20 protein-coding genes are annotated in these 20506 nt (G+C 70.8%); 10 read left to right on the plus strand and 10 right to left on the minus strand.

The features are described 5' to 3' along the window. Positions 1-3: 3 nt before the first annotated feature. The 4 genes from O7631_RS31855 to O7631_RS31870 are packed head-to-tail and all read right to left on the minus strand — an operon-like array spanning position 4 to position 5040. On the minus strand, positions 4-1512 hold the full coding sequence (locus O7631_RS31855) for a 2-hydroxymuconic semialdehyde dehydrogenase (protein WP_278147618.1): 1509 nt from the start codon (positions 1510-1512) through the stop codon (positions 4-6). Continuing rightward, the gene (locus O7631_RS31860) at positions 1509-2846 is read right to left on the minus strand and encodes an NAD(P)/FAD-dependent oxidoreductase (protein ID WP_278147619.1); all 1338 of its coding nucleotides are present in this window, start codon (positions 2844-2846) and stop codon (positions 1509-1511) included. Before O7631_RS31860 ends, O7631_RS31855 begins: the two co-directional genes overlap by 4 nt. Further along, positions 2843-4123 carry a kynureninase gene (gene kynU, locus O7631_RS31865; protein WP_278147620.1) on the minus strand — a complete coding sequence of 427 codons (1281 nt, stop codon included), beginning with the start codon at positions 4121-4123 and terminating at the stop codon, positions 2843-2845. Before kynU ends, O7631_RS31860 begins: the two co-directional genes overlap by 4 nt. 14 nt (positions 4124-4137) lie before the next feature. Continuing rightward, on the minus strand, positions 4138-5040 hold the full coding sequence (locus O7631_RS31870) for a tryptophan 2,3-dioxygenase family protein (RefSeq protein ID WP_278148081.1): 903 nt from the start codon (positions 5038-5040) through the stop codon (positions 4138-4140). 148 nt (positions 5041-5188) lie between these two features. Between O7631_RS31870 and O7631_RS31875 the strand changes: the two genes are divergently transcribed. From O7631_RS31875 to O7631_RS31885, 3 genes are all read left to right on the plus strand, one after another. After that, positions 5189-5653, plus strand: a complete 465-nt coding sequence (locus O7631_RS31875; RefSeq protein ID WP_278147621.1) for an Lrp/AsnC family transcriptional regulator — start codon at positions 5189-5191, stop codon at positions 5651-5653. Between the two features lie 102 nt (positions 5654-5755). Beyond that, positions 5756-6280, plus strand: coding sequence for a hypothetical protein (locus O7631_RS31880; protein ID WP_278147622.1), 525 nt, complete (start codon positions 5756-5758; stop codon positions 6278-6280). 12 nt (positions 6281-6292) lie between these two features. Further along, entirely contained in the window at positions 6293-7135 is an 843-nt protein-coding gene (locus O7631_RS31885) for a class F sortase (protein ID WP_278147623.1), read from the plus strand. On the opposite strand, the gene O7631_RS31890 is transcribed toward O7631_RS31885, so the two are convergent. Next, positions 7081-7824 (minus strand): MerR family transcriptional regulator, encoded by a 744-nt coding sequence (locus tag O7631_RS31890; RefSeq protein ID WP_278147624.1) that lies wholly within the window; start codon positions 7822-7824, stop codon positions 7081-7083. The two genes, O7631_RS31885 and O7631_RS31890, sit on opposite strands and share 55 nt — an antisense overlap. Before the next feature lie 84 nt (positions 7825-7908). Between O7631_RS31890 and O7631_RS31895 the strand changes: the two genes are divergently transcribed. Next, the gene (locus O7631_RS31895; protein WP_278147625.1) at positions 7909-9516 is read left to right on the plus strand and encodes a DUF6194 family protein; all 1608 of its coding nucleotides are present in this window, start codon (positions 7909-7911) and stop codon (positions 9514-9516) included. A 40-nt stretch (positions 9517-9556) separates the two neighbouring features. Here the strand turns inward: O7631_RS31895 and O7631_RS31900 are convergent, their stop codons facing one another. Then, on the minus strand, positions 9557-10093 hold the full coding sequence (locus tag O7631_RS31900) for an HNH endonuclease (RefSeq protein ID WP_278147626.1): 537 nt from the start codon (positions 10091-10093) through the stop codon (positions 9557-9559). A gap of 335 nt (positions 10094-10428) precedes the next feature. Between O7631_RS31900 and O7631_RS31905 the strand changes: the two genes are divergently transcribed. From O7631_RS31905 to O7631_RS31920, 4 genes are all read left to right on the plus strand, one after another. Continuing rightward, positions 10429-11151 (plus strand): hypothetical protein, encoded by a 723-nt coding sequence (locus tag O7631_RS31905; protein ID WP_278147627.1) that lies wholly within the window; start codon positions 10429-10431, stop codon positions 11149-11151. Positions 11152-11293: 142 nt separating this feature from the next. Continuing rightward, positions 11294-12304 (plus strand): mechanosensitive ion channel family protein, encoded by a 1011-nt coding sequence (locus tag O7631_RS31910; RefSeq protein ID WP_278148082.1) that lies wholly within the window; start codon positions 11294-11296, stop codon positions 12302-12304. A 232-nt stretch (positions 12305-12536) separates the two neighbouring features. Further along, positions 12537-13916 (plus strand): MFS transporter, encoded by a 1380-nt coding sequence (locus tag O7631_RS31915; RefSeq protein WP_278147628.1) that lies wholly within the window; start codon positions 12537-12539, stop codon positions 13914-13916. A 124-nt stretch (positions 13917-14040) separates the two neighbouring features. Beyond that, positions 14041-14469 carry a globin gene (locus O7631_RS31920; RefSeq protein ID WP_269682696.1) on the plus strand — a complete coding sequence of 143 codons (429 nt, stop codon included), beginning with the start codon at positions 14041-14043 and terminating at the stop codon, positions 14467-14469. A gap of 22 nt (positions 14470-14491) precedes the next feature. On the opposite strand, the gene O7631_RS31925 is transcribed toward O7631_RS31920, so the two are convergent. The 4 genes from O7631_RS31925 to ettA all read right to left on the minus strand — a co-directional run bounded on the left by O7631_RS31925 (position 14492) and on the right by ettA (position 18071). Beyond that, positions 14492-15076 carry a YbjN domain-containing protein gene (locus O7631_RS31925; protein ID WP_269682695.1) on the minus strand — a complete coding sequence of 195 codons (585 nt, stop codon included), beginning with the start codon at positions 15074-15076 and terminating at the stop codon, positions 14492-14494. A gap of 131 nt (positions 15077-15207) precedes the next feature. Next, the gene (locus O7631_RS31930; RefSeq protein WP_278147629.1) at positions 15208-15936 is read right to left on the minus strand and encodes a hypothetical protein; all 729 of its coding nucleotides are present in this window, start codon (positions 15934-15936) and stop codon (positions 15208-15210) included. Then, entirely contained in the window at positions 15933-16382 is a 450-nt protein-coding gene (locus tag O7631_RS31935) for a thioesterase family protein (protein ID WP_269682693.1), read from the minus strand. Before O7631_RS31935 ends, O7631_RS31930 begins: the two co-directional genes overlap by 4 nt. 12 nt (positions 16383-16394) lie before the next feature. Then, positions 16395-18071 carry an energy-dependent translational throttle protein EttA gene (gene ettA, locus O7631_RS31940; protein WP_278147630.1) on the minus strand — a complete coding sequence of 559 codons (1677 nt, stop codon included), beginning with the start codon at positions 18069-18071 and terminating at the stop codon, positions 16395-16397. A gap of 209 nt (positions 18072-18280) precedes the next feature. Here ettA and O7631_RS31945 point away from each other — a divergent pair, with 209 nt between their 5' ends. Both O7631_RS31945 and O7631_RS31950 read left to right on the plus strand, forming a co-directional pair. Continuing rightward, a complete protein-coding gene (locus O7631_RS31945) occupies positions 18281-18943 on the plus strand; it encodes a hypothetical protein (protein WP_278147631.1) in 663 nt (220 codons plus the stop codon). 143 nt (positions 18944-19086) lie between these two features. Then, the gene (locus O7631_RS31950) at positions 19087-20487 is read left to right on the plus strand and encodes a trehalose-6-phosphate synthase (RefSeq protein WP_088987997.1); all 1401 of its coding nucleotides are present in this window, start codon (positions 19087-19089) and stop codon (positions 20485-20487) included. Positions 20488-20506 lie beyond the last annotated feature (19 nt).

Genomic DNA, 20506 nt, shown 5'->3' on the forward strand with positions numbered 1-20506 from the left:
GGCTCACGACAGGTCCACGCAGACGTTCGTGAGTTCGGAATAGAAGTTCAGCGAGTGCACGCCGCCCTCCCGACCGATGCCGGACGCCTTCACCCCACCGAACGGGGTACGCAGGTCACGCAGGAACCACGTGTTGACCCAGACGATGCCGGCGTCCAGCCGGGCACCGGCCCGGTGCGCGACACCCACGTCCCGGGTCCACACGGTCGCCGCGAGGCCGTACTCGGTGCCGTTGGCGAGGGCGTACGCCTCGTCCTCGGTGTCGAACGGCGCGACGTGCACCACCGGGCCGAAGATCTCCTCACGGTTGGTGCGGGTGTCCGGGCCGAGCCCGGTGAGCACCGTCGGCTGCACGTAGGACCCGCCGTCGCGGGTGTCGCCGAAGGTGGGCGAGCCGCCGCCGGTCAGCACCTCGGCGCCCTCGGCCCGGGCCAGGTCGTACGCGCCGAGCACCTTCGCCCGGTGCTGGTGGGAGATCAGCGGCATGGTGGCGGTCGCCTCGTCGGTCGGCCAGCCGTACGCCAGTTCGCCGGCCTGCTTCGCCAGGCGGGCGGTGAACTCCTCGAAGACCGGCCGCTGCACGTAGATGCGCTCGGTGCAGAGGCACACCTGACCGCCGTTGGTGAAGCTGGACCGCACCGAGCCGGCCACCGCGGCGTCCAGGTCGGCGTCGGCGAAGACCAGGCCGGCGTTCTTGCCGCCCAGCTCGAAGCTCACCGCCTTCACGCCGTCGGCGGCGGCCCGCATGATCGCGCCGCCGGTGGCCGACTCGCCGGTGAAGGTGATCGCGTCCACGCCCGGGTGGCGGGTGAGGAACTCGCCCGCCGAGTCCGGTCCGAACCCGTGCACCAGGTTGAACACGCCCTCCGGTACGCCTGCGGCGGCCATCACCTCGGCGAGCAGCGTCGCCGAGGCGGGCGTCTCCTCGCTGGGCTTGACCACCACGGCGTTGCCGCACGCCAACGCCGGCGCCACCTTCCAGGTGAGCAGCAGCAGCGGCAGGTTCCACGGCACGATGACGGCGACCACGCCGACCGGCTTCCGCAGCGCGTAGTTGAGCGCCCGCCCGCCGGTCAGGGTGACTGTCGTGAACGACTCGGTGGGCGCGGTCGCCACGATCTCCGCGAACGCCCGGAAGTTCGCCGCCCCACGGGGGATGTCCAGGGTGCGGGCCTGCGAGATGGACTTGCCGGTGTCGGCGACCTCGGCGGTGACCAGGTCGTCGAAGCGGCGCTCCAGCTCGTCGGCGACCCGGCGCAGCACCTCGGCGCGTTCCCGTTCGCCCATCCGGCCCCACGGCCCGCGGAGCGCCGCCCGGGCGGCGGCCACCGCGTCGTCCACTGTGGACTTCGACGCCTCGACCACCTCGAAGACCTGCTCGCCGGTCACCGGGCTGGCCTTCGTGAACGTCGGCCCCCCGTCGACGAACTCACCGGCGACGAAGTTGCGCAGCCGCTGCGGGTCACCGTGCCCGTGGCCGGCCATCAGTCGCGGATCCCAGTTGCCGGTCATGCTCGCCTCCCTCGACTCAGTGCCGCGCCGACCGCACCGACCAGCAGCACCGCGGCTCCGCCGACGACCGCGCCGAGCACCCGGTGTTGTCGGCGCACCCGGCGGCGCACCTCCGCGTACGGGGTGGTGGAGAACGACACCAGTTCGTACTGCGAAACGTACCGGCCGGGCAGGGCCCGTTCCAACGCGTGCTCCACCCGCCGCCGGGCCTGGAAGACCGGCGAGGCGACCTTGTCCCGCATCTCCACGAAGTTGGTCAGCGCCATCGTCGCGATGGCCTCGGCGTTCTCCTGCCGGCGTCGCTGGAACAACGGCAGCGCCGCCGCCCAGTCGTCGGCGCACTCGTCCAGGCAGCGGTCCAGCTCGACCACGTCCTCGAACGCGCAGTTGGCACCCTGACCGTAGAAGGGCACTATCGCGTGCGCCGCGTCTCCCAGCAGAGCGACGGTCCCGTTGACCTGCCAGGGCGTGCAGCGGACCGTGCCGAGCACGCCCACCGGGTTCTGCTGGTAGTCGTCGACCAGGTTCGGGGCCAGCGGAACGACGTCCGGGTAGTGCTCGGCGAAGTGCCGTTCGATCTCTGCCGGGCCGGTCAGCGAGGCGAAGCTGCCGGCGCCGTCGTTGGGCCAGAACAGCGTGCAGGTGAAGGAGCGGTCCGGGTTGGGGAGCGCGATCATCATCGAGGTGCCCCGCGGCCAGATGTGCAGGGCGTCCGGGTCCAGGGCGAAGTCACCGCCCAGCGGCGGGATCGTCAGCTCCTTGTAGCCGTAGTCGAGGAAGTCCACGCGCTCGTCCAGCAGCCCGTACGCGAGCAACTGCCCTCGCACCGCGGAGCCGGCCCCGTCGGCGCCCAGCACCACCGACGCCTTGGCCGCGACGGTGCCCTGCGGGGTGTCGAAGCTCAGCGAGCCGTCGGTCGGGTCGAGCCCGACGAGCCGGTGGTCGAAGACGACCCGCACACCGGGCAGCGCGGCGGCCTCGTCCAGCAGGGCGTTGTTCAACGCGCCCCGACTGATCGAGTTGATCGCCCGGTCACCGGCGGCGCTGTACGACTGGAACTGCTGCTCCCCCTCGACCGGGTGGATCATCCGGCCGCGCATCGGCAGCGCGTCGGTCATGACCTGCTCGGCGAGCCCGATGCGGCGCAACGCGTCCAGGCCGCGCTCGGAGAGCGCCAGGTTGATCGAACGGCCCCGCTCGGCAGTGCCGTCGCGTGGGTCGGAGCGGCGCTCGTAGAGGGCCACCGGGTAACCCCGCCGGGCCAGGAAGCACGCGGCCAGACAACCGGCCAGCCCGGCGCCGATGATCGCGACCTCGTCGCGTCGCGCGGTCACGGGTTGACCTGCCCGACGGTCGCGGCGAGCGCGGTGGCGGCACGCCAGCAGTCGAGGTACGTGGAGTACAGCGGCACCGGGGCGAACCGGACGATGTCCGGTTCGCGGGCGTCGGCGATGACGCCGTGCTCGTACCGCAGGCGTTTGGTCAGCTCGGCGGCGCTGCCGGCGCCGATACGCACCGAGAGTTGGCAGCCCCGCCGGGCCGGGTCGCGCGGGGTGACCACGCGCAGCGGCCGGTCGACGACGACCTCGTCCAGCAGCGACTCCAACCAGCCGGTGAGTCGCAGGCTGCGGGCCCGCAACGCCGGCATGCCGACGCTGTCGAACAGCTCCAGCGAGGTGCGCACCGGGCCCATCGCGAAGATCGGCGGGTTGGAGATCTGCCACGCCTCCACGGTGGCCGGCGGGCGGGAGACCGGCGTCATCTCGAACCGGGTGGCCGCCGCGGTGCTCCACCAACCCTCGAAGCGGGGCAGATCCGGATCGCCGAGGTGCCGCTCGTGCACGAAGACACCCGCCAGGGCGCCCGGGCCGGAGTTCAGGTACTTGTAGGAGCACCAGGCGGCGAAGTCGACGTCCCAGTCGTGCAGGGCCAGCGGCACGTTTCCGACCGCGTGGGCCAGGTCCCACCCCACCACCGCGCCGGCGGCCCGCCCGGCCGCCGTGATCGCCGGGATGTCCAGCAGCTCACCGGTGAGGTAGTTGACCCCGCCGAGCAGCACCAGTGCCACCCGGTCGCCCTCGGCGGCCAGATAGTCGGTGACGTCCTCGGTGCGCAGCGACGTCTCGCCGTCGCGCGGGCGCAGCCGGACCACTGTGTCGTCCGGGTCCAGGCCGTGGAACCGGGCCTGGCTGCGCACCGCGTAGCTGTCCGACGGGAACGCGGCGTCCTCGATGACGATGCGGGTGCGAGCGCCGGCCGGGCGGTAGAAACTCACCATCAGCAGGTGCAGATTGACGGTGAGCGAGTTCATCACCACGGTCTCCGCGGGCCGGCCGCCGACCAGTCGCGCGGCCGGCGCGGTCAACAGCTCGTGGTACGGCAACCAGGCGCGCTCCGCCTCCAGGTGCCCCTCGACACCGAGCCGTCCCCAGGCGTCCAGGTCGGCGAGGAGTTCGTCGCGGGTGGCCCGGGGTTGCAGGCCGAGCGAGTTGCCGGCGAGGTACGCCGCCTCGCTGTGGTCGCCTCCGTCGGCGGGCGGCACGTGGAACAGGTGCCGGTGGCCCGGGTCGGCCTCGTCCAGGCGGTGCGCTTCTTGTACAGGGGTGTGCATGTCTCGCTCTCCGGTCACATCGCGGTACGGGCCGACCACAGCTCCGGGAAGACCACCCGGGCCATGCTGCGTTGCAGCCACGCCAGGCCGGCGGAGCCTCCGCTGCCGACCTTCGCACCCATCGTCCGCTGCACCGCCTTGACGTGGTTCCAGCGCCAGTCGCCGAACTCCTCGGCCACCGCGCTCAGCGCCTCGCCGAGCATGCGCAGGTGGTTGTCCGGGGCGGCGTCGTCGTAGATCCGCACCCAGGCCGCCTCGACCGACGGCTGGGGATCGTGCTCGACGGCCACGTCCCGGTCCAGCAGGTCGGCGGGGAGGTCGAAGCCGCGCCGGGCGAGCAGCGCGACCACGTCGTCCCAGAGGCTCGGGGCGGCCAGCGCGGTGGTCAACGCGGCGTACACCTCGGTCTGCCGACGGAACGGACGGATCAGCGTCGGGTCGCGCAGCCCGAGGAGGAACTCCAACTGCCGGTACATGGCCGACTGGAAGCCGGAGGCCTCGCCGAGCAGGTTGCGGAACCGGTTGAAGTCGGCCGGGCTCATCCAGCGCAGGCCCTGCCAGGCGGCGTTGAGCCCTTCCAGGTGCAGCTTGGCCCGACGCAACGGGGCCATCGCCTCCCAGACCTGGTCGGCGCGGATCAACCGTTGGGTCTCCCGCAGCTCGTGGCAGGTCAACCCGAAGTACAGCTCCATGATCTGACTGACCATGAGGAAGGACATCTCGCCCGGGTCGCTGCTGAGCGGGTGCTGCATCTGGTGCAGGGCGCTGGCCTGCACGTACGCGTCGTACGGCACCATGTCGGCGAACTCCAGCGTGGGCTCGCCGCCGGTGCGTTCCGCCTGCTGCGCACGCTGCACAGGGGTCACCGGTCGCACCGTGGCGCGGCGGTTCGGCGCCCGCCGCTCCGTCTGATCCACCATCTCGTCTCCCTCCCCCGGACTGGCCGACGTCATGATCCCGCGGTCGGAACGGCCTGTGGAATGCCGAATCAACGGCTCTCACCGCTATCTTCTGGCGAACCAAAGGCAACTAGGCGAAGTCGGTTCACGAAAGTAAGGTCTGAGCGTGGACGACATGGACTGGGCACTGCTGCGCGAGTTGCAGGCCGACGCGCGGCTCTCCTTCAGCGAGCTGTCCCGGCGGGTGCACCTGTCGCCACCGTCCGTCGCGGAGCGGGTCCGCCGGTTGGAGGAGTCCGGCGTCATCACCGGCTACCACGCGCACGTCGACCTGAGCCGGGCCGGTCGCACTGTGGTCGCCCTGATCCGCATGTCCTGCTACGGCGCGCGGTGCATCCTGCACGACCCGTCCGTCGCGGGCTGGCCGGAGATCCTGGAGATCCACCGGATCACCGGGGACGCGTGCAGCGTGCTGAAGGTGGCCGCCGGGTCGATCGGCGCGTTCGAGGGAGTGATCGACCGGCTCGCCCCGTACGGCCAGCCGTCGAGCACGATGGTCCTCTCCTCCCCGCTGGGCTGGCAGCCGATCACCCCACTCCCCTCGGCCCCGGCCACCCCGCGCCAACGCTGACCCCACCCCTGCCCGCCTGCGGGTTTGCCCCCGCGCCAGCGGGAAAGCAGCGCGCGTGCCCAGGGGAGGGTTCCGGCGGTCGTCGCCGGTTGGGGGGTAATCATGCAGGGAATCCGCACTGTCAACCGTGCGCTCTCGTCCGTACTGACACTGGTGGGGCTGATCGGGGCGTTCGTCCTGATGTCGGCCGCACCGGCTCGTGCCGGTGAGAACACCTTCGTCGAGGTGACACCGAACAGCGCCCAAGCCGGCAGTCGGGTCACCGTCCGGGCGAACTGCGACAACGACAACAACAGCCGGCAGGCGAGCGTCCACTCCGACGCGTTCGGGTCGGTCACGCTCAGGCCGGACAAGGGCTTCCTGACCGCGCAGGCCTCCATTCCGCGGGACAAGCAGGCCGGTGACTACCCGGTCGACCTGCGCTGCGAGAACGGGCAGACGGCCTCGACCACGCTGACCGTGCTGAACATGGCCTCGCCGAGCAAGGGACCGGCGACCGGGGGCGGCGGGACGGCCGGCGGTCGCGGCACCGGCTCCCTGCTGGTGCTCGGCGGCGTGGCACTGGTGGGCACCGCCATCGCGCTCGGCATGGCCGGCGGTCGGCGTCGGACCGGAGCCGGCTCCTGAGCCGGACGACCCATGACCCGCAGATCCGCGCGTGCGCGGCCGGACCGCCGCGCCCGCCTCCGGGCCGGGCCGGCGCTACGCGCGTCCGGCCGGCTGGTGGCCCGTGCCTCCCGCCGGCTGCGTCGGGTCGCCGGGCAGGCCGGGTTGGCCAGCGTCACCACCACCGATCCGGCCGCCCGGCCGCTGCCACCGAGGCGTCCGGCCGGAGCACCGTCGCCGTTGACCCGACGCCGCTTCGGTACGGGCCCGGGGCTGCCGGTGCTTGCCGTCGCCACGCTGATGGTGCTGATCGTGGCGATGCTCGGCGTCGAGCAGGTGACCGGCATGAGTCTGTTGCCGGACCGGATCAGCGCCGGCCTGCGACAGCCGCCGAAGAAGTTCCCGGTGCTGTCGTCGAGCCGTCCGACCAGCCTCGCCATCGAGAAGATCGACCTGCGGGCGCCGGTGCACGACGTGGGCATCGCCCCGGACGGCACCATCGCCGTACCGGACGCCACCCGCGCGCAGGAGGCCGGCTGGTACGACCAGGGGCCCACCCCCGGTCAGTACGGCCCCGCGGTGATCGTCGGGCACGTCGACACCACCAGCGGGCCGGCGGTCTTCCACCAGCTCCGCGAACTGCGCTCCGGTGACGAGATCGAGGTCACCCGCACCGACCAGAGCGTGGCGGTCTTCGAGGTGGATTCGGTGGAACGGTTCGACAAGGGGCGACTGCCGGTGGACGAGGTGTACGGCGACTTCAGCCGCCCGAGCCTGCGGCTGATCACCTGCGGTGGTCAGTGGGTCGGCGGTGAGACCGGCTACTCGGACAACGTGGTGGTCTTCGCGTCGCTGGTCAAGGCACGGAATGGCTGAGGCCTGCCGTCGAGGTACTCGGCGAGCCGTCCGGCGCCGGTGAGCATTGCCTGACCGCGCTCGGTGAGTCGTTTCCGCCACTGGCTCAGCGATCCGGCGAGTGCCTCGGCGCCGCCGGCGTCGCGTACCCGACGCAGCACTGTGGCGATGTGGTCGAGCCGGTAGCCGCCCCTGCGGAGCAGGTGGGCGAGTTCCGCGTCCCGGACGTCGTCGGGTGCGTAGACGCGGTGCCGGGTCCCGGGGTCACGCTGCGGGCGCAGGACGCCGGCCAGCTCCCACTTGCGCAGGGTCGCGGGTCGCAGGCCGAGCCGGTGTGCCACCACGCTGATCGGTACGGCAGCTCGATTCTGCGGTGAGGGCTCTGCCCCGACGATCGTCGCGACCGCCGTCTCCACGGCGTCCAGGGTCTCCCGGTCCCGGTGCAGCAGGCGATGACTCTGGTCGATCGTGCGCAGAGCCGTGTCGATCTCGCCCCGGTTGACGGCGCGCATGATGTCGCCGCTCGCCGCATGACCGTGGCCCACGATCAGCGCCAGGTAGGCGCTCAACGCCTTGGCGTGCACCTCGGTGAACCGGCGGTAGCCGTTCGGGGTGCGTTCGGCGGGCGGCAGGACACCCTCCCGCTCGTAGTTGCGGACCGCCTGCGCGGAGAGTCCGTGCCGACGCGCCAGGTCGACCGGCCGGTACATCCTGCCGTTTGAAGGTTTGGCAGCCTCCACCGTGCTCCTTCGCCGGAAAGTTTAAATGGGTAGTTCAACGATACGGTTGATGCAATGACCACCCTTCTCGACCTGCTCGTCGGGTCACCGTCCCTGCTGGCGCTCGGCGAGCCGACGCACGGCGAGTCCGCCTTCCTCCAGCTCCGCAACGAGGCCTTCCTGACGCTGGCCGAGCATGGCTACCGGTCGATAGCGCTGGAGAGCGACCGGGCGGCGGGACTGGTCGCGGACGAGTTCGTCCAGGGCGCGGCAGTGCCGCTCGACCGCGCGCTCACCGAGGGTTTCAGCCACGGGTTCGGCAGCGCCCCGGCCAACCGTGACCTGCTGCTGCGTATGCGCGAGTGGAACGCCGGGCGGCCGGACCGTGAGCGCCTGAGGTTCCACGGCTTCGACGCCCCGCTGGAGATCGAGGGCGCCCCGAGTCCGCGACGCCACCTCACCCGCTTGTGCCACTTCCTCGACATCGACCGGGAAGAGGAGATCGATGCCCTGGTCGGGGACGAGGCGCGGTGGAGCGACACTGCCGCGATCTGGGAGCCGGGCAGGTCGGTCGGGCGCTCGACCGACGCCCAGCGCCTGCGGGTGATCGCCGACGACCTGCTGACCGAGCTGTACCTCCAGGCGCCCCGGCGAGCCGAGGGCTGGCGGGCCGCATTCGTCCACGCCACGTCCGCGGTCGCCCTGCTGCGCTACCACGCCGCGGCCGCCGCGCCACTGCCGCCGGAGGAGCGCTTCGCCCGCCTTGCCGGGGTACGGGACGCGCTGATGGCCGAGAACCTGCTCGCGATCCGGGCGGCCGAGGCAGACCGTGGGCCGACGCTGGTCTTCGCGCACAACACGCACCTCCAACGTCACGGGAGCACGATGACGATGGGCGGAACGGAGATGTCGTGGGCGGGTGCCGGGGCGATCGTCGCGTCGCTGCTGGGTGACCGGTACGCGGTGATCGTCGGCAGCGTCGGCGTGAGCCCCGCGCTCGACATCGCGGCACCCGCCGCGTCGACCTATGAGGGCAGGCTCCAGCAGACGGTCAGTCTCCCCGGCTATGTCCGAGCCTCCGACATCGGTCCAGCGGATCGGCGGGAGCACGACTACCGCTACTTCCCACTGGATCAGGCAGCCGTCGAGAACGCCGACGCCGTCCTGCACATCCCGACCGGCGTCGACCCGAGCGTGCTCGCCGCTCGCATCCTCGCGCTCCCCGGCGTCGAGCAGGTGGTGGCGAGCGACGAGAACGGCTCGCCGGAGGGCGCCTGGGGCGACCGGTTCTTCTACGTCGGTCCGGACCGACGCCAGCCGTTCGCCACCATCGTCGAGCACGACGTGCCCGGCTTCGACGAGGCCTCCGAGCTGGACCGACCGGGGGTCTTCCGGCTCAACCTGGACCTGGGCCGAGCCGAGTTCGAGCGGCTGTTCGGCTTTGCGCCCAAGGCGTTCGAGGACCACCGGGACGCGTTCGACTTCGCCCGGCTGGACACGCTCCTCCCGCACCCCTCCTACGCCCTGTACGCCTTCGGCAGCGTCGTCATGCCCGGCCCGCAGATGCTGCCCGAGATCGACCGGCTGCTCGCCATCGCGCACGCCCGCGCGACAGAGCGGCACGCACGCGCGGCAGAGCGGCACGAACGCGCGGCAGGCCGGACGGCCGACCGGCAGGAGTGAGGCAGTGGGTATTCGCTTCGATCCGGGCCGCGACGAGGGATCAGGCGGCGGCTTCGGGCTCGCGCAGGTCGAGCCAGTCGGCCCAGCGGGGGTCGGGCGCGCGGTGCCCGAGGACCCGCCAGGCGGTGCCCTTCGGCGCGGCCGGCGACGCGTGTAACCGCCAACCCATCTCGGCCGGGGTCTTGTCACCCTTGGTGTGGTTGCAGCGGGCGCACGCGGCGACCACGTTCTCCCAGGCGTGCCGGCCACCCCGGCTGCGCGGGAAGACGTGGTCGATGGTCTCGGCCGGACCTCGGCAGTAGGCGCACCGCCACCCGTCCCGGGCGAAGATCGCACGTCGCGACAGCCCGACGTGCGTGCGGTAGGGCACCCGGACGAAGCGCGTCAACCGGACCACTGACGGCACCGGCAGCGCGTCGCGCGCACTGTGCAGGATGCCGTCGCCGTCGGCGACGCAGACCGCCTTGGCGGAGAGGACGAGGATCGCGGCGCGGCGCACCGACACGACACACAGCGGCTCGTAGGTGGCGTTGAGGACCAACGCGCCGGAGCCCACCGTGGGTCGTATGTCAGGCATCGCGATCACCCTCCCGGTTCAGCGGCTGCTGGGAACCGCCGCCGACCGGGGCAGGACACGACGGCCCAACCGGTCGACGTCGGGCCGATCACCGACGTCCGTTGCGCCAATAGTCCCTGATCGGACCCCGGATTGCACGTACTAATCCCGCATGAGGTATGAGGATCATCCGCGTTGGACCCCATCGCCATGCCGAGCTGGGAGAAGTCCGGCGTTGCCGGGCACTTTCCGAGACCTCTGGTCGGCCTCGTAGCGCCGAACCTCGGGCACCGGACCGCATCGATGGCTGCTGCGCGAACCAGAACGGCGTGACACCGGGCCCTACTGTCACGGGCATGATCGGCAAGCTCGCGGCCGCCACAGTGCGGCACCGGCACGTCGTCCTCGTACTGGGGCTACTGATGGTCGGCGTGAACGCCGCCACCACGGGGTCCACGCACACCGTGGGACAGCGCCTGCTGTTCGCACTCTCCCTGGTGGCCCTGGTCCTGGCGGCCGTCGTCATGGGAGTCCGGCCGGCCGCCTTCGTGGTGCAGCCGCAGACTCCGGCCTTCGTCGCACCCGGGCCCGCGTGGACGGTCTTCTTCGCCCTGGGCTACCTCGGGCCCGCATCACTCCACGTCGACGGACTTCTAGGCGCGACCAGGGGTGGCAGTCGTTCGACGTTCGACGTCGTCTTCGACGTCCTCTGGGTCGGACTGACCGTGCTGGTGGTGACCTGGGCGTGGAGAGGACACGGGGTGCGGATTCATCCGTTCGGGGTACGCCAGACCTGGGCTCTGGGCTCGACCACAGTGCCGTGGGAGGTCGTCCTGGCTCCGCAGGCCCCCTCAGCTGCCGACCGGCGCTCGTGGCTCAGGATGAGGATCACCGAACCCCAGCGGGTTCGACGGAGGGGCATCCCGCCGCGTCGCGGGGTGTTACGGGCGGACAACGTCGACCCTGGCTTCCTCGCTGCCGTCATCGGGCACTACGTCGATCATCCCGAACACCGGGCGGCGATCGGCAGTCACACCGAGTACGAACGGCTTCTCGCCGAGTTGTCCGCGAGAGGGTGAGCAACGACCGCCAACCGCGCCGCACTGGCGGCGGCATGCCGACCACGGCGACAGGTCGTCCGGCCGGTGGGTCGGCGACGGACCCTCCGGCCCCTTGCGGTACGAAGACAGGGTGAGTGCCGCCAGCGTGACGCCCCTTGCCCTGCCCGACACCGTTTCGGTGAACTGTCAGGGCAGTTCCTCCTGCGAGTTCCTGTACGAGTTGACCAGGTCGGCGTGGTTCGCCGAGGGCAGTTACTGGATCCTGCTCAAGCCGCTACGGGTGCTGCTGATCCTGGCGCTGGCGATGGTGGCCCGCTGGGCGGTGCACCGGACAATCAACCGGCTGGTCCGGACGACCACCGACGGTGCGGTGCCGACGATGCTGCGCCCGCTGCGCGAACGGGTGCCCAGCGCGGCGGTCGACCCGGCCGAATTCGTGCCCGAACGGCGACGGCAGCGGGCCGAGGCGATCGGGTCCGTGCTGCGCAGCCTGACCACCGCGTTCGTCTTCGGCATCGCCCTGCTGATGATCCTGCGCGAGTTCAGCTTCGACCTGGCTCCGTTGCTGGCCAGCGCGGGGATTGCCGGCGTGGCACTGGGCTTCGGCGCGCAGAGCCTGGTCAAGGACCTGATCGCCGGCCTCTTCATGCTGATCGAGGACCAGTACGGCGTGGGCGACAACGTCGACCTGGGTGAGGCGATGGGCGTGGTCGAGGCGGTCGGTCTGCGCGTCACCACCGTCCGCGACGGACGCGGGGTGCTCTGGTACATCCGCAACGGCGAGATCATCCGGGTGGGCAACAAGAGCCAGGGCTGGGCCCTGGTGGTGGTGGACCTGCCGATCGGGTTCAACAGCACCGAGGAGGCGACCGCCGTCCTGCGGACCGCCGCGGCCTCGGTCGCGGTGGACCCGGAGCTCTCGCCGGAGATCGTCGAGGCGCCGGAGGTGCTGGGTGTCGAGCAGGTGACCGTCGACGGGGCGTTGATCCGGACGGTGGTGAAGACGACAGCGGACGGGCAGTTCGCGGTGGGCCGGGAGCTGCGTCGGCGGCTCGCGGAGGCGCTGGAGAACTCGGGGATCACCGCGCAGATCGCCGCCGCCCGCATCTTTCCCGGGCTGCCGCCCCGGCCGTTGTCCGACAACGAGACCGGTCAGGGCGGCGCCACCTGACCCAGGCGATACTGGCCGCCGATGCAGGGGTCGCGAGCCGCCCGGCCCCTCAGGTATCGTCCGTTCGTTCAGTCGGGGAAGCGACGATCGATCCGTTCGCCCTAGCTAGTTGTCAGACGATCGGGCAGAATCCGGGGCACGCGTTCCCGCCGGGGCGTGATCACATCCTCGCTGATCCGCAGATCTGACGAGTGCTTCCGGCCGGGCTGCCACGAGCGGCCAACCGGGGCCGATGGAGGCGACGGTGCCCGACGAGCGACCTTCCGCGGAAGGCCCCGCCACATTTCGCGAGGTGTTCGCCCAGCACGAGTTCCGGGCCGTCTTCGTTGCTGGCGCGCTCTCCTGGGTCGGCGACTACGTCGCGAAGGCGGCCGTCACCCTGCTGGTCTACCAGCAGACCCGGTCCGTCGCGCTCTCCGCGACCGCCTTCGCCGTCAGTTTCCTGCCCTGGTTGCTCGGTGGTCCCGTGCTCGCCGCGCTCGCGGAGCGGTACCCGTACCGACGGGTGATGGTGACGTGTGACGTCATCCGGATGGCGTTGATGCTGCTCATCGCCATCCCCGCCCTGCCCTACCAGGTGGTGCTGGCGCTGATCTTCGCGGCGACGTTGGCCAATCCGCCGAGCCAGGCGGCGAAGTCCGCCCTGATGCCGCAGATGCTCAGCGGTGACCGGCTGGTGCTCGGGCTGTCCCTCAACAGCAGCATCGGGCAGGCCGCCCAGGTCGTCGGGTACGTGTTCGGCGCCGCCGTCGCCTCGATCGACCCGGAGGTCGCGTTGCTGTTCAACGCGGCGACGTTCGCGCTGTCGGCGCTGCTGGTGCGCCTCGGTGTTCGGGACCGGCCGGCGTCCATGGCCCCCGCACACCGCACCCATCTGCTGCGGGAGACCCGCCAGGGTTTCACCATCGTGTTCGGCACTCCGGTGCTGCGGTCGATTGCGGTGCTGGTGTTCAGCGCCATGCTCTTCTCGATCGTCCCCGAGGGCCTCGCCGCAGCCTGGGCCAACGAGGGCGCCAAGGGTGGTCTGAGCACGGGTGCGGCCCAAGCGGTGATCATGGTGGCCAACCCGGTCGGTTTCATCCTCGGCGGGTTGCTGGTGAGCCGGCTCTTCGGGCCGACACGCCGGATGAAGCTGATGCGGCCGCTCGCGGTCTTCGCCCCGCTGGCGCTGGTGCCGGCGCTGTTGAACCCGCCACCGCTGGTGGTGGCGTTGCTGGCCGCCCTCTGCGGCTTCGCGGTCGCCGGCATGCTGCCGATGGCCAACGGGCTGTTCGTCCAGGCACTGCCCAATGGCTTCCGCGCCCGCGCCTTCGGTGTGATGGCCACCGGCGTGCAGGTCATCCAAGGTTTCGCGGTGCTGGCCACCGGGCTGCTCGCCGATCGGTTCCCCATCCCGGTGGTGGTCGGGCTCTGGAGTGCGGCCGGTGTCGTGCTCATGGCGGTGGCCACGCTGAGGTGGCCGGACCGGCAGACCGTGGACGACGCGATCGCCGAGGCGTCGGCGGCCAACACCGAAGCACCTCACAGCACGGGGCGCCCCGGCAACGGTGGCACGACCGGCGCTCCCGAGCCGCGTTCCGGCGACGGACACCGCCGCCACGCGGTCACCTGATCCGCCGGGCCGAGGCGAGCCGGCCGGGTCAGCGGTCCCGGGCATCCGAATCCGTCGACAGGCGTGATCCGACGCACGCCGTGCGGGTCGGGTCGGCTCGGAGCGCACCTGGCAGGATGGAACGGTGAACCCCGCAGGTGAATCCGACCGTCCTGGTGCGTCGATGACCCTCTTCGAAGCGGTCGGCGGCGAGCCCACCTTCCGCAGGCTGGTCGACGAGTTCTACGCCGGTATCGCCACCGATCCCCTGCTGCGGCCCATGTATCCGGAGGAAGACCTGGGGCCGGCCGCGGATCGGATGACCCTGTTCCTGATGCAGTACTGGGGCGGCCCCAACACGTACTCCGCGCAGCGCGGCCATCCGCGGTTGCGGATGCGGCACGCGCCCTTCCGGATCGGCGCGGCCGAGCGGGACGCCTGGTTGCGGAACATGCGCCGTGCGGTGGACCGGCTCGACCTGGAGCCGGAGATCGACGCCACGCTCTGGGACTACCTGGAGCGGGCCGCGTACTTCATGGTCAACGTCGAGGACGACCCGGCCAACGGGGTCTGACCCGGCCGGCGCGCCCCCTCCGTCAGAGCAGCGCGCCCTCGTCGTGCAGCCAGTCCACGAAGCTGGTGGCCACCGCCGCGCCGCAGTCGAGCATCTCGACCAACAGCGCGTCGTGGGTGCCGGCACCGAGCGGAACCTGGAGCTCGGCGTAGATCGGCAGCTGCCCTCGCTCGGTCGGGTCGCCGATGTACGCCTTGCAGAACCGGCGGGTGTGGTTCCACTCGTTCACCACCCGGTACGCCCGGTCAGCCCAGTCCGGCGGAACCGTGGCGTGCGGGCGTGCCCGCATGACCAGGATCTCGTCCTCCGGCCCTTCGAGGGTGACCAGCACGGCGTGCCGCTCCCACATGGCCAGCAGGTTGCCGTCGCCATCGGCCAGATAGCGCACGTCGAGCAGGTCGAGTGCGTCGCAGACCCGGCGCAGACTCACCGGCTCGACGGTGGCGGGCATCTCGGTCAGTAGGGGCCGCTCGTTGGCCGGGCAGTCGTCGCCCGGTTGGCGAGGGCTGGGCGGCCCGATTCGGACCGCGCTCTCCATCGTGATCCCGCTTCGGGTTTCCGGATCGCCGCCGTCGGCGGGACCGGGGCGCCATGACCACCACGGCATCGCTCGCGCACCTCACTCCCCAGCGGATCCAGCCGCCTACGGTGCGTTGGATCCGAGGATGGACGGTACCCGGACAGCCGAGTTGAGGCACCCCCCCAACGACCGCCCCAGCCCAGAAGAATGACCAGGGGTCATCCGTTCGGACGAGTACCCAGGGGTGTTACGGCAAGATCCGTGGCCTTCTGCGACCATGCGGCTCCGTATGGTCCCACCAGGCCCACCCAGCGACCCGCCACCCGCACCTGAACGTTGGGCTCGCCGGAGCCTGCGGACAGGCCGTCAGCGGCGCCGAGGAAGCCCATCCGGACCACCGCCTGCACCAGCCGCTGCGGCACCTCCACCGGGACGGCGGGTGCGTCTTCCGGAGTGACCAGCACCGCCACATGGTCGAGCAGCGCGTCGCGTAGGGCACGCTGGCCCACCGCGCGGCCCGCGACCCCCTGCTCGCTGGCCGTCCGCAGGGTGCCCGCCGCCGCCTGCGCGATCCGGCGCAGCTCGCCGACGGGCAGCACCTCCACCTGCCTGCTCCGCGCCGGGGGCAGCGGCCACCGCCACTGCGCGTCCCGACGCGTCGGCAGAGCCGTGCCACCACGTTCCAACTCGGCCAGCAACTCGGTGGCGGCCACCGTGACGTCCTCGGCCGGCCCGCCGGTCACCGTGCGGACCACCAGGACCTGCCAGGGCAGCCGGGCCCAGAGGGCGACCCGGGCCGGGCCGCCGGCCGGCCGCAGCCGGACCGGTGCGAGCGGATCCAAGCGGACCAGACGGGCCAGGAAGGCGCCGGCGTCCGCCACCCCGGCGACCCCGTGTGTCGGAGTCACCCCCGCCCGGCCCGGCTCCGCCGTGCCCGGCCGGGTCACACCGGACCTCCGCCCTGCGGGGCGTACGTGAGCAGGAAGTCCCGCTCCTCCGGAGTGATCCGCCGGGGCACCTGTCGGGTCAGGTCGAACGGCACCAGCACCGAGCGGGCACGGCTGGCCAGCACCTCACCGTCGTACAGCTCGTAGGCGACGGTGAACCGGGAAGCCCGGATCTCCTCCACCCACAGCTCGATCCGGACGGTCGGCGCGGCCTCGGCCGTGGCCCGACCCAACGCGTAGTCGACCGGGCGCAGGTAGTCGACCTCGTGCCGACGGATCACCACCCCGTCGGCGAACGAGCCGACCCCCCAGGCCCGGCCGCCGGCGAACATCAACGCCACCCGCGCCTCCTCGTAGAGGGTGAGGAAGCGCGAGTTGTTGACGTGGCCGTACGCGTCCAGGTCGGACCAGCGCAGCGTGCAGTGGTAGACGAACCGGTCGGACACCGTTTCCGCCGGTCAGTCGCGGGTCAGCTTGCGGTAGGTCACCCGGTGCGGCCGGGCGGCCTCCGCGCCGAGGCGGTCGATCTTGTTCTTCTCGTACGCCTCGAAGTTGCCCTCGAACCAGAACCACTTGGACGGGTTCTGGTCGTCACCCTCCCAGGCCAGGATGTGCGTGGCGACCCGGTCCAGGAACATCCGGTCGTGGGAGATGACCACGGCGCAGCCGGGGAACTCCAGCAGGGCGTTCTCCAGGCTGGACAGCGTCTCCACGTCCAGGTCGTTCGTCGGCTCGTCGAGCAGGATCACGTTGCCGCCGATCTTCAGGGTCAGCGCCAGGTTGAGCCGGTTGCGCTCACCACCGGAGAGCACCTTCGTCGGCTTCTGCTGGTCCGGTCCCTTGAAGCCGAACGCGGCGATGTACGCCCGCGACGGCATCTCGACCTTGCCCACCATCAGGTAGTCCAGGCCGTCGGAGACGACCTCCCAGACGGTCTTGTCGCCGTTGAGACCCTCGCGGTTCTGGTCGACGTACGACAGTGAGACGGTGGGGCCGACCCGGACCTCGCCGCTGGTCGGCTCCTCCAGCCCGACGATGGTCTTGAACAGCGTGGTCTTACCGACGCCGTTGGGGCCGATGATGCCGACGATGCCGTTGCGCGGCAGCGAGAACGACAGGTTGTCGATCAGCAGCCGGTCGCCGAAGCCCTTGCTGAGGTTCTGCGCCTCGATCACCGTGCTGCCCAGGCGCGGGCCCGGCGGGATCTGGATCTCCTCGAAGTCGAGCTTGCGGGTCTTCTCCGCCTCGCTGGCCATCTCGTCGTACCGGTCGAGGCGTGCCTTCGACTTGGTCTGCCGGGCCTTGGCGTTGGAGCGGACCCACTCCAGCTCCTCGGTGAGGCGCTTCTTCATCTTGGCGTCGCGGCGGCCCTCGACAGCCAGACGGGCGGCCTTCTTCTCCAGGTAGGTGGAGTAGTTGCCCTCGTACGGATAGGTCCGGCCACGGTCCAGTTCGAGGATCCAGTTGGCGACGTTGTCGAGGAAGTACCGGTCGTGGGTGATCGCCATGACGGTGCCCGCGTACTTCGCCAGGTGCTGCTCCAGCCAGGAGACGCTCTCCGCGTCCAGGTGGTTGGTGGGCTCGTCGAGCAGCAGCAGGTCGGGCGCCTCCAGCAGCAGCTTGCAGAGCGCGACCCGGCGGCGCTCACCACCGGAGAGCTGGGTCACGTCGGCGTCCGGCGGCGGGCACCGCAGCGCGTCCATGGCCAGTTCGAGCTTGGAGTCGACGTCCCAGGCGTCGAGGTGGTCGAGCTCCTCCTGGAGCTTGCCCATCTCCTCCATCAGCTCGTCGGAGTAGTCGGTCGCCATCTGCTCGGCGATCTTGTTGAACCGCTCCAGCTTGGCCTTGGTCTCGGCAACCGCCTCCTCGACGTTGCCGAGCACGGTCTTGGCCTCGTTGAGCGGGGGCTCCTGAGCCAGCATGCCGACGGTGTAGCCGGGCATGAGCCGGGCCTCGCCGTTGCTCGGCTTGTCCAGCCCTGCCATGATCTTGAGGAGGCTGGACTTACCGGCGCCGTTCGGGCCGACCACACCGATCTTGGCCCCCGGCAGGAAGTTCAGCGTCACGTTGTCGAGCACGACCTTGTCGCCGTGCGCCTTGCGCGCCTTTTCCAGGACGTAGATGAACTGGGCCACGGTGCGGGCTACCTCCGTCGGTTGCTGTCGCTGATCGGCGGCGCGGCGCGGGCTGCGAGGACCGCCCGCCGCCGCCGGCCGGGAGCCGGCCGCGCGCACGCCATCGTCAATCCTGACAGGTACGGCGCGCTTCGCCCACATCACCCCGCCCCAGGAGTACGCGGGCGCGCCGCGTTGCCCCTCAACAGTCCGTTTTCTACCGTGGCTCGATGTCCACCGAGTTCGACATCGAAGTGCCGGACGAGCTGGCCGACTGGCTGGCCGAGAAACCGGATATCTCGACCTTCGTGGTGGAGTGCGTACGAGAGAACATGGCCAGCGAGCGCACCCTGCACACACTTCGGCAGGTGGGTTTCGCGCTCTCGCCGGCTCGGTTGCTGGAGGCCGAGCGGGTATTGGACAGGGCGCTGGCGCAGATCACAACGAAGCTGCGTGCCCTCGTCGCAGGATCCAGGGCGGGCACACCGGACGCATCCGCGTCGGCATGCACCGGATCGGCATTCGTGCTGGACACACCGGCGCTACTGGCCTTCGCCAGCGGCAATGAGGAGGTCGCCGCTGGCATCTCGGCGGCCTCCGATCGCCGACTCACGGTGATCATTCCGGCCGCCTGCCTGGCCACCTACTATCGGCAAACTCCTCAGGAGGGCTGGTGGGCGCTGGATCTCCTCGCCGCCCTACGTCCGACGGTTACCAGAGCCCTGAGCGCGGACTGCTCGGCCGCCTTGGGTCTGTGGTTGCGCGATGTGCCGGCCATGGACCTGGCCCAGGTTGCGATGGAGGCCGCTCGGGCGATCACGCCGATCATGACGGATCGGCGGGAACTGCTGGGCGAGGTGCTGCCCAAGGAGTGGCCGATCATCGACCTCTGACCAGCTCGGCTGTCGAGAAGATCACCTTAGGGGTTCGGTCAGACCGAGGCGGGTAGGAGACTCCGGCACTAGGCACAAGACGCCGCAGCTACGCTCAGTACGCTCATCGCGGTGGACCCGTCAGTACCTGGAGGTGGCCGATCGTGACCGTCCGTAGCTCCTTTGTCGTAGTGGCGAACCGTCTGCCGGTCGACGAGGTGAGCACACCCGAGGGACGGCAGTGGCGGCGTAGCCCTGGTGGGCTGGTCACCGCCCTGCATCCCGTACTCGCCGAGCACCAGGGCACCTGGGTCGGCTGGGCCGGCGGCACCGGCCCGGCCCCCGACCCGTTCGACCTGGAGGGGATCCGGCTGCACCCGGTTCCGCTCAGCGCCGAGGAGCTGGAGCGCTACTACGAGGGCCAGTCCAACGCGACGATCTGGCCGCTCTACCACGACGCGGTGGAGACACCTGCCTACAAGCGCCGGTGGCGGGAGGCGTACCGCCTGGTCAACGCCCGGTTCGCGGAGGCCGCGGCGGACGTCGCGGCCGAGGGCGCCACGGTCTGGGTGCAGGACTACCAGCTGCAACTGGTCCCGGCGATGCTCCGTGAGCTGCGTCCGGACCTGCGGATCGGGTTCTTCCTGCACATCCCGTTCCCGCCGATCGAGCTGTTCATGCAGATGCCGTTCCGTACCGAAATCCTGCGCGGCCTGCTCGGCGCCGACCTGGTCGGCTTCCAACAGCGGTTGGCCGCGCAGAACTTCGTCCGGCTGGCCCGGCACCTGCTCGGGCTGCGCTACGAGGGGCAGATGATCCAGGTCGACGGTCGGCAGGTGAAGGCCGGCGCCTTCCCCATCTCGATCGACACCCAGGAGATGGAGCGGATGGCCGCCGACCCGGCCATCCAGGCGCGGGCCAAGCAGATCCGCGCCGAGCTGGGCGACCCGAAGACGATCATCCTCGGGGTGGACCGGCTGGACTACACCAAGGGCATCGAGTTGCGACTCAAGGCCTTCCGCGAGCTGCTGGCTGACGGAAAGTTGACAGTCCCCGACGCGGTCATGGTCCAGGTGGCCACACCCAGTCGCGAGCGCGTGGAGCACTACCAGGCACTTCGCGTGAAGGTGGAACGCGAGGTCGGTCGCATCAACGGCGAGTTCGGCAGGGTCGGCGTGCCGGCCGTGCATTACCTGCATCAGTCGTACAGTCGCAGTGAACTGGCCGCGATGTATGTTGCTGCCGACGTCATGATGGTGACCCCGCTGCGAGACGGGATGAACCTCGTGGCGAAGGAATACGTAGCATCACGTGCCGACCAGGGTGGCGCGCTCGTGCTCAGTGAGTTCGCCGGCGCCGCCACCGAGCTTCGCCAGGCATTTTTGTGCAACCCGCACGACCCGGACGCGGTCAAAGACGCCCTGCTCCGGGCAGTGCACGTGGAGAAAACCGAGGCGCGCCGCCGGATGCGGACAATGCAACGTCACCTGCGTACCCACGACGTGGGCCACTGGGCCAAGTCCTTCCTCTCCGAACTCGGAGTTCCGGAGGCGGAGGCCGAGTGAACACGTCCGTCAACGATGG

This window comes from Micromonospora sp. WMMD967, assembly GCF_029626165.1.
Classification (GTDB): domain Bacteria; phylum Actinomycetota; class Actinomycetes; order Mycobacteriales; family Micromonosporaceae; genus Micromonospora; species Micromonospora taraxaci.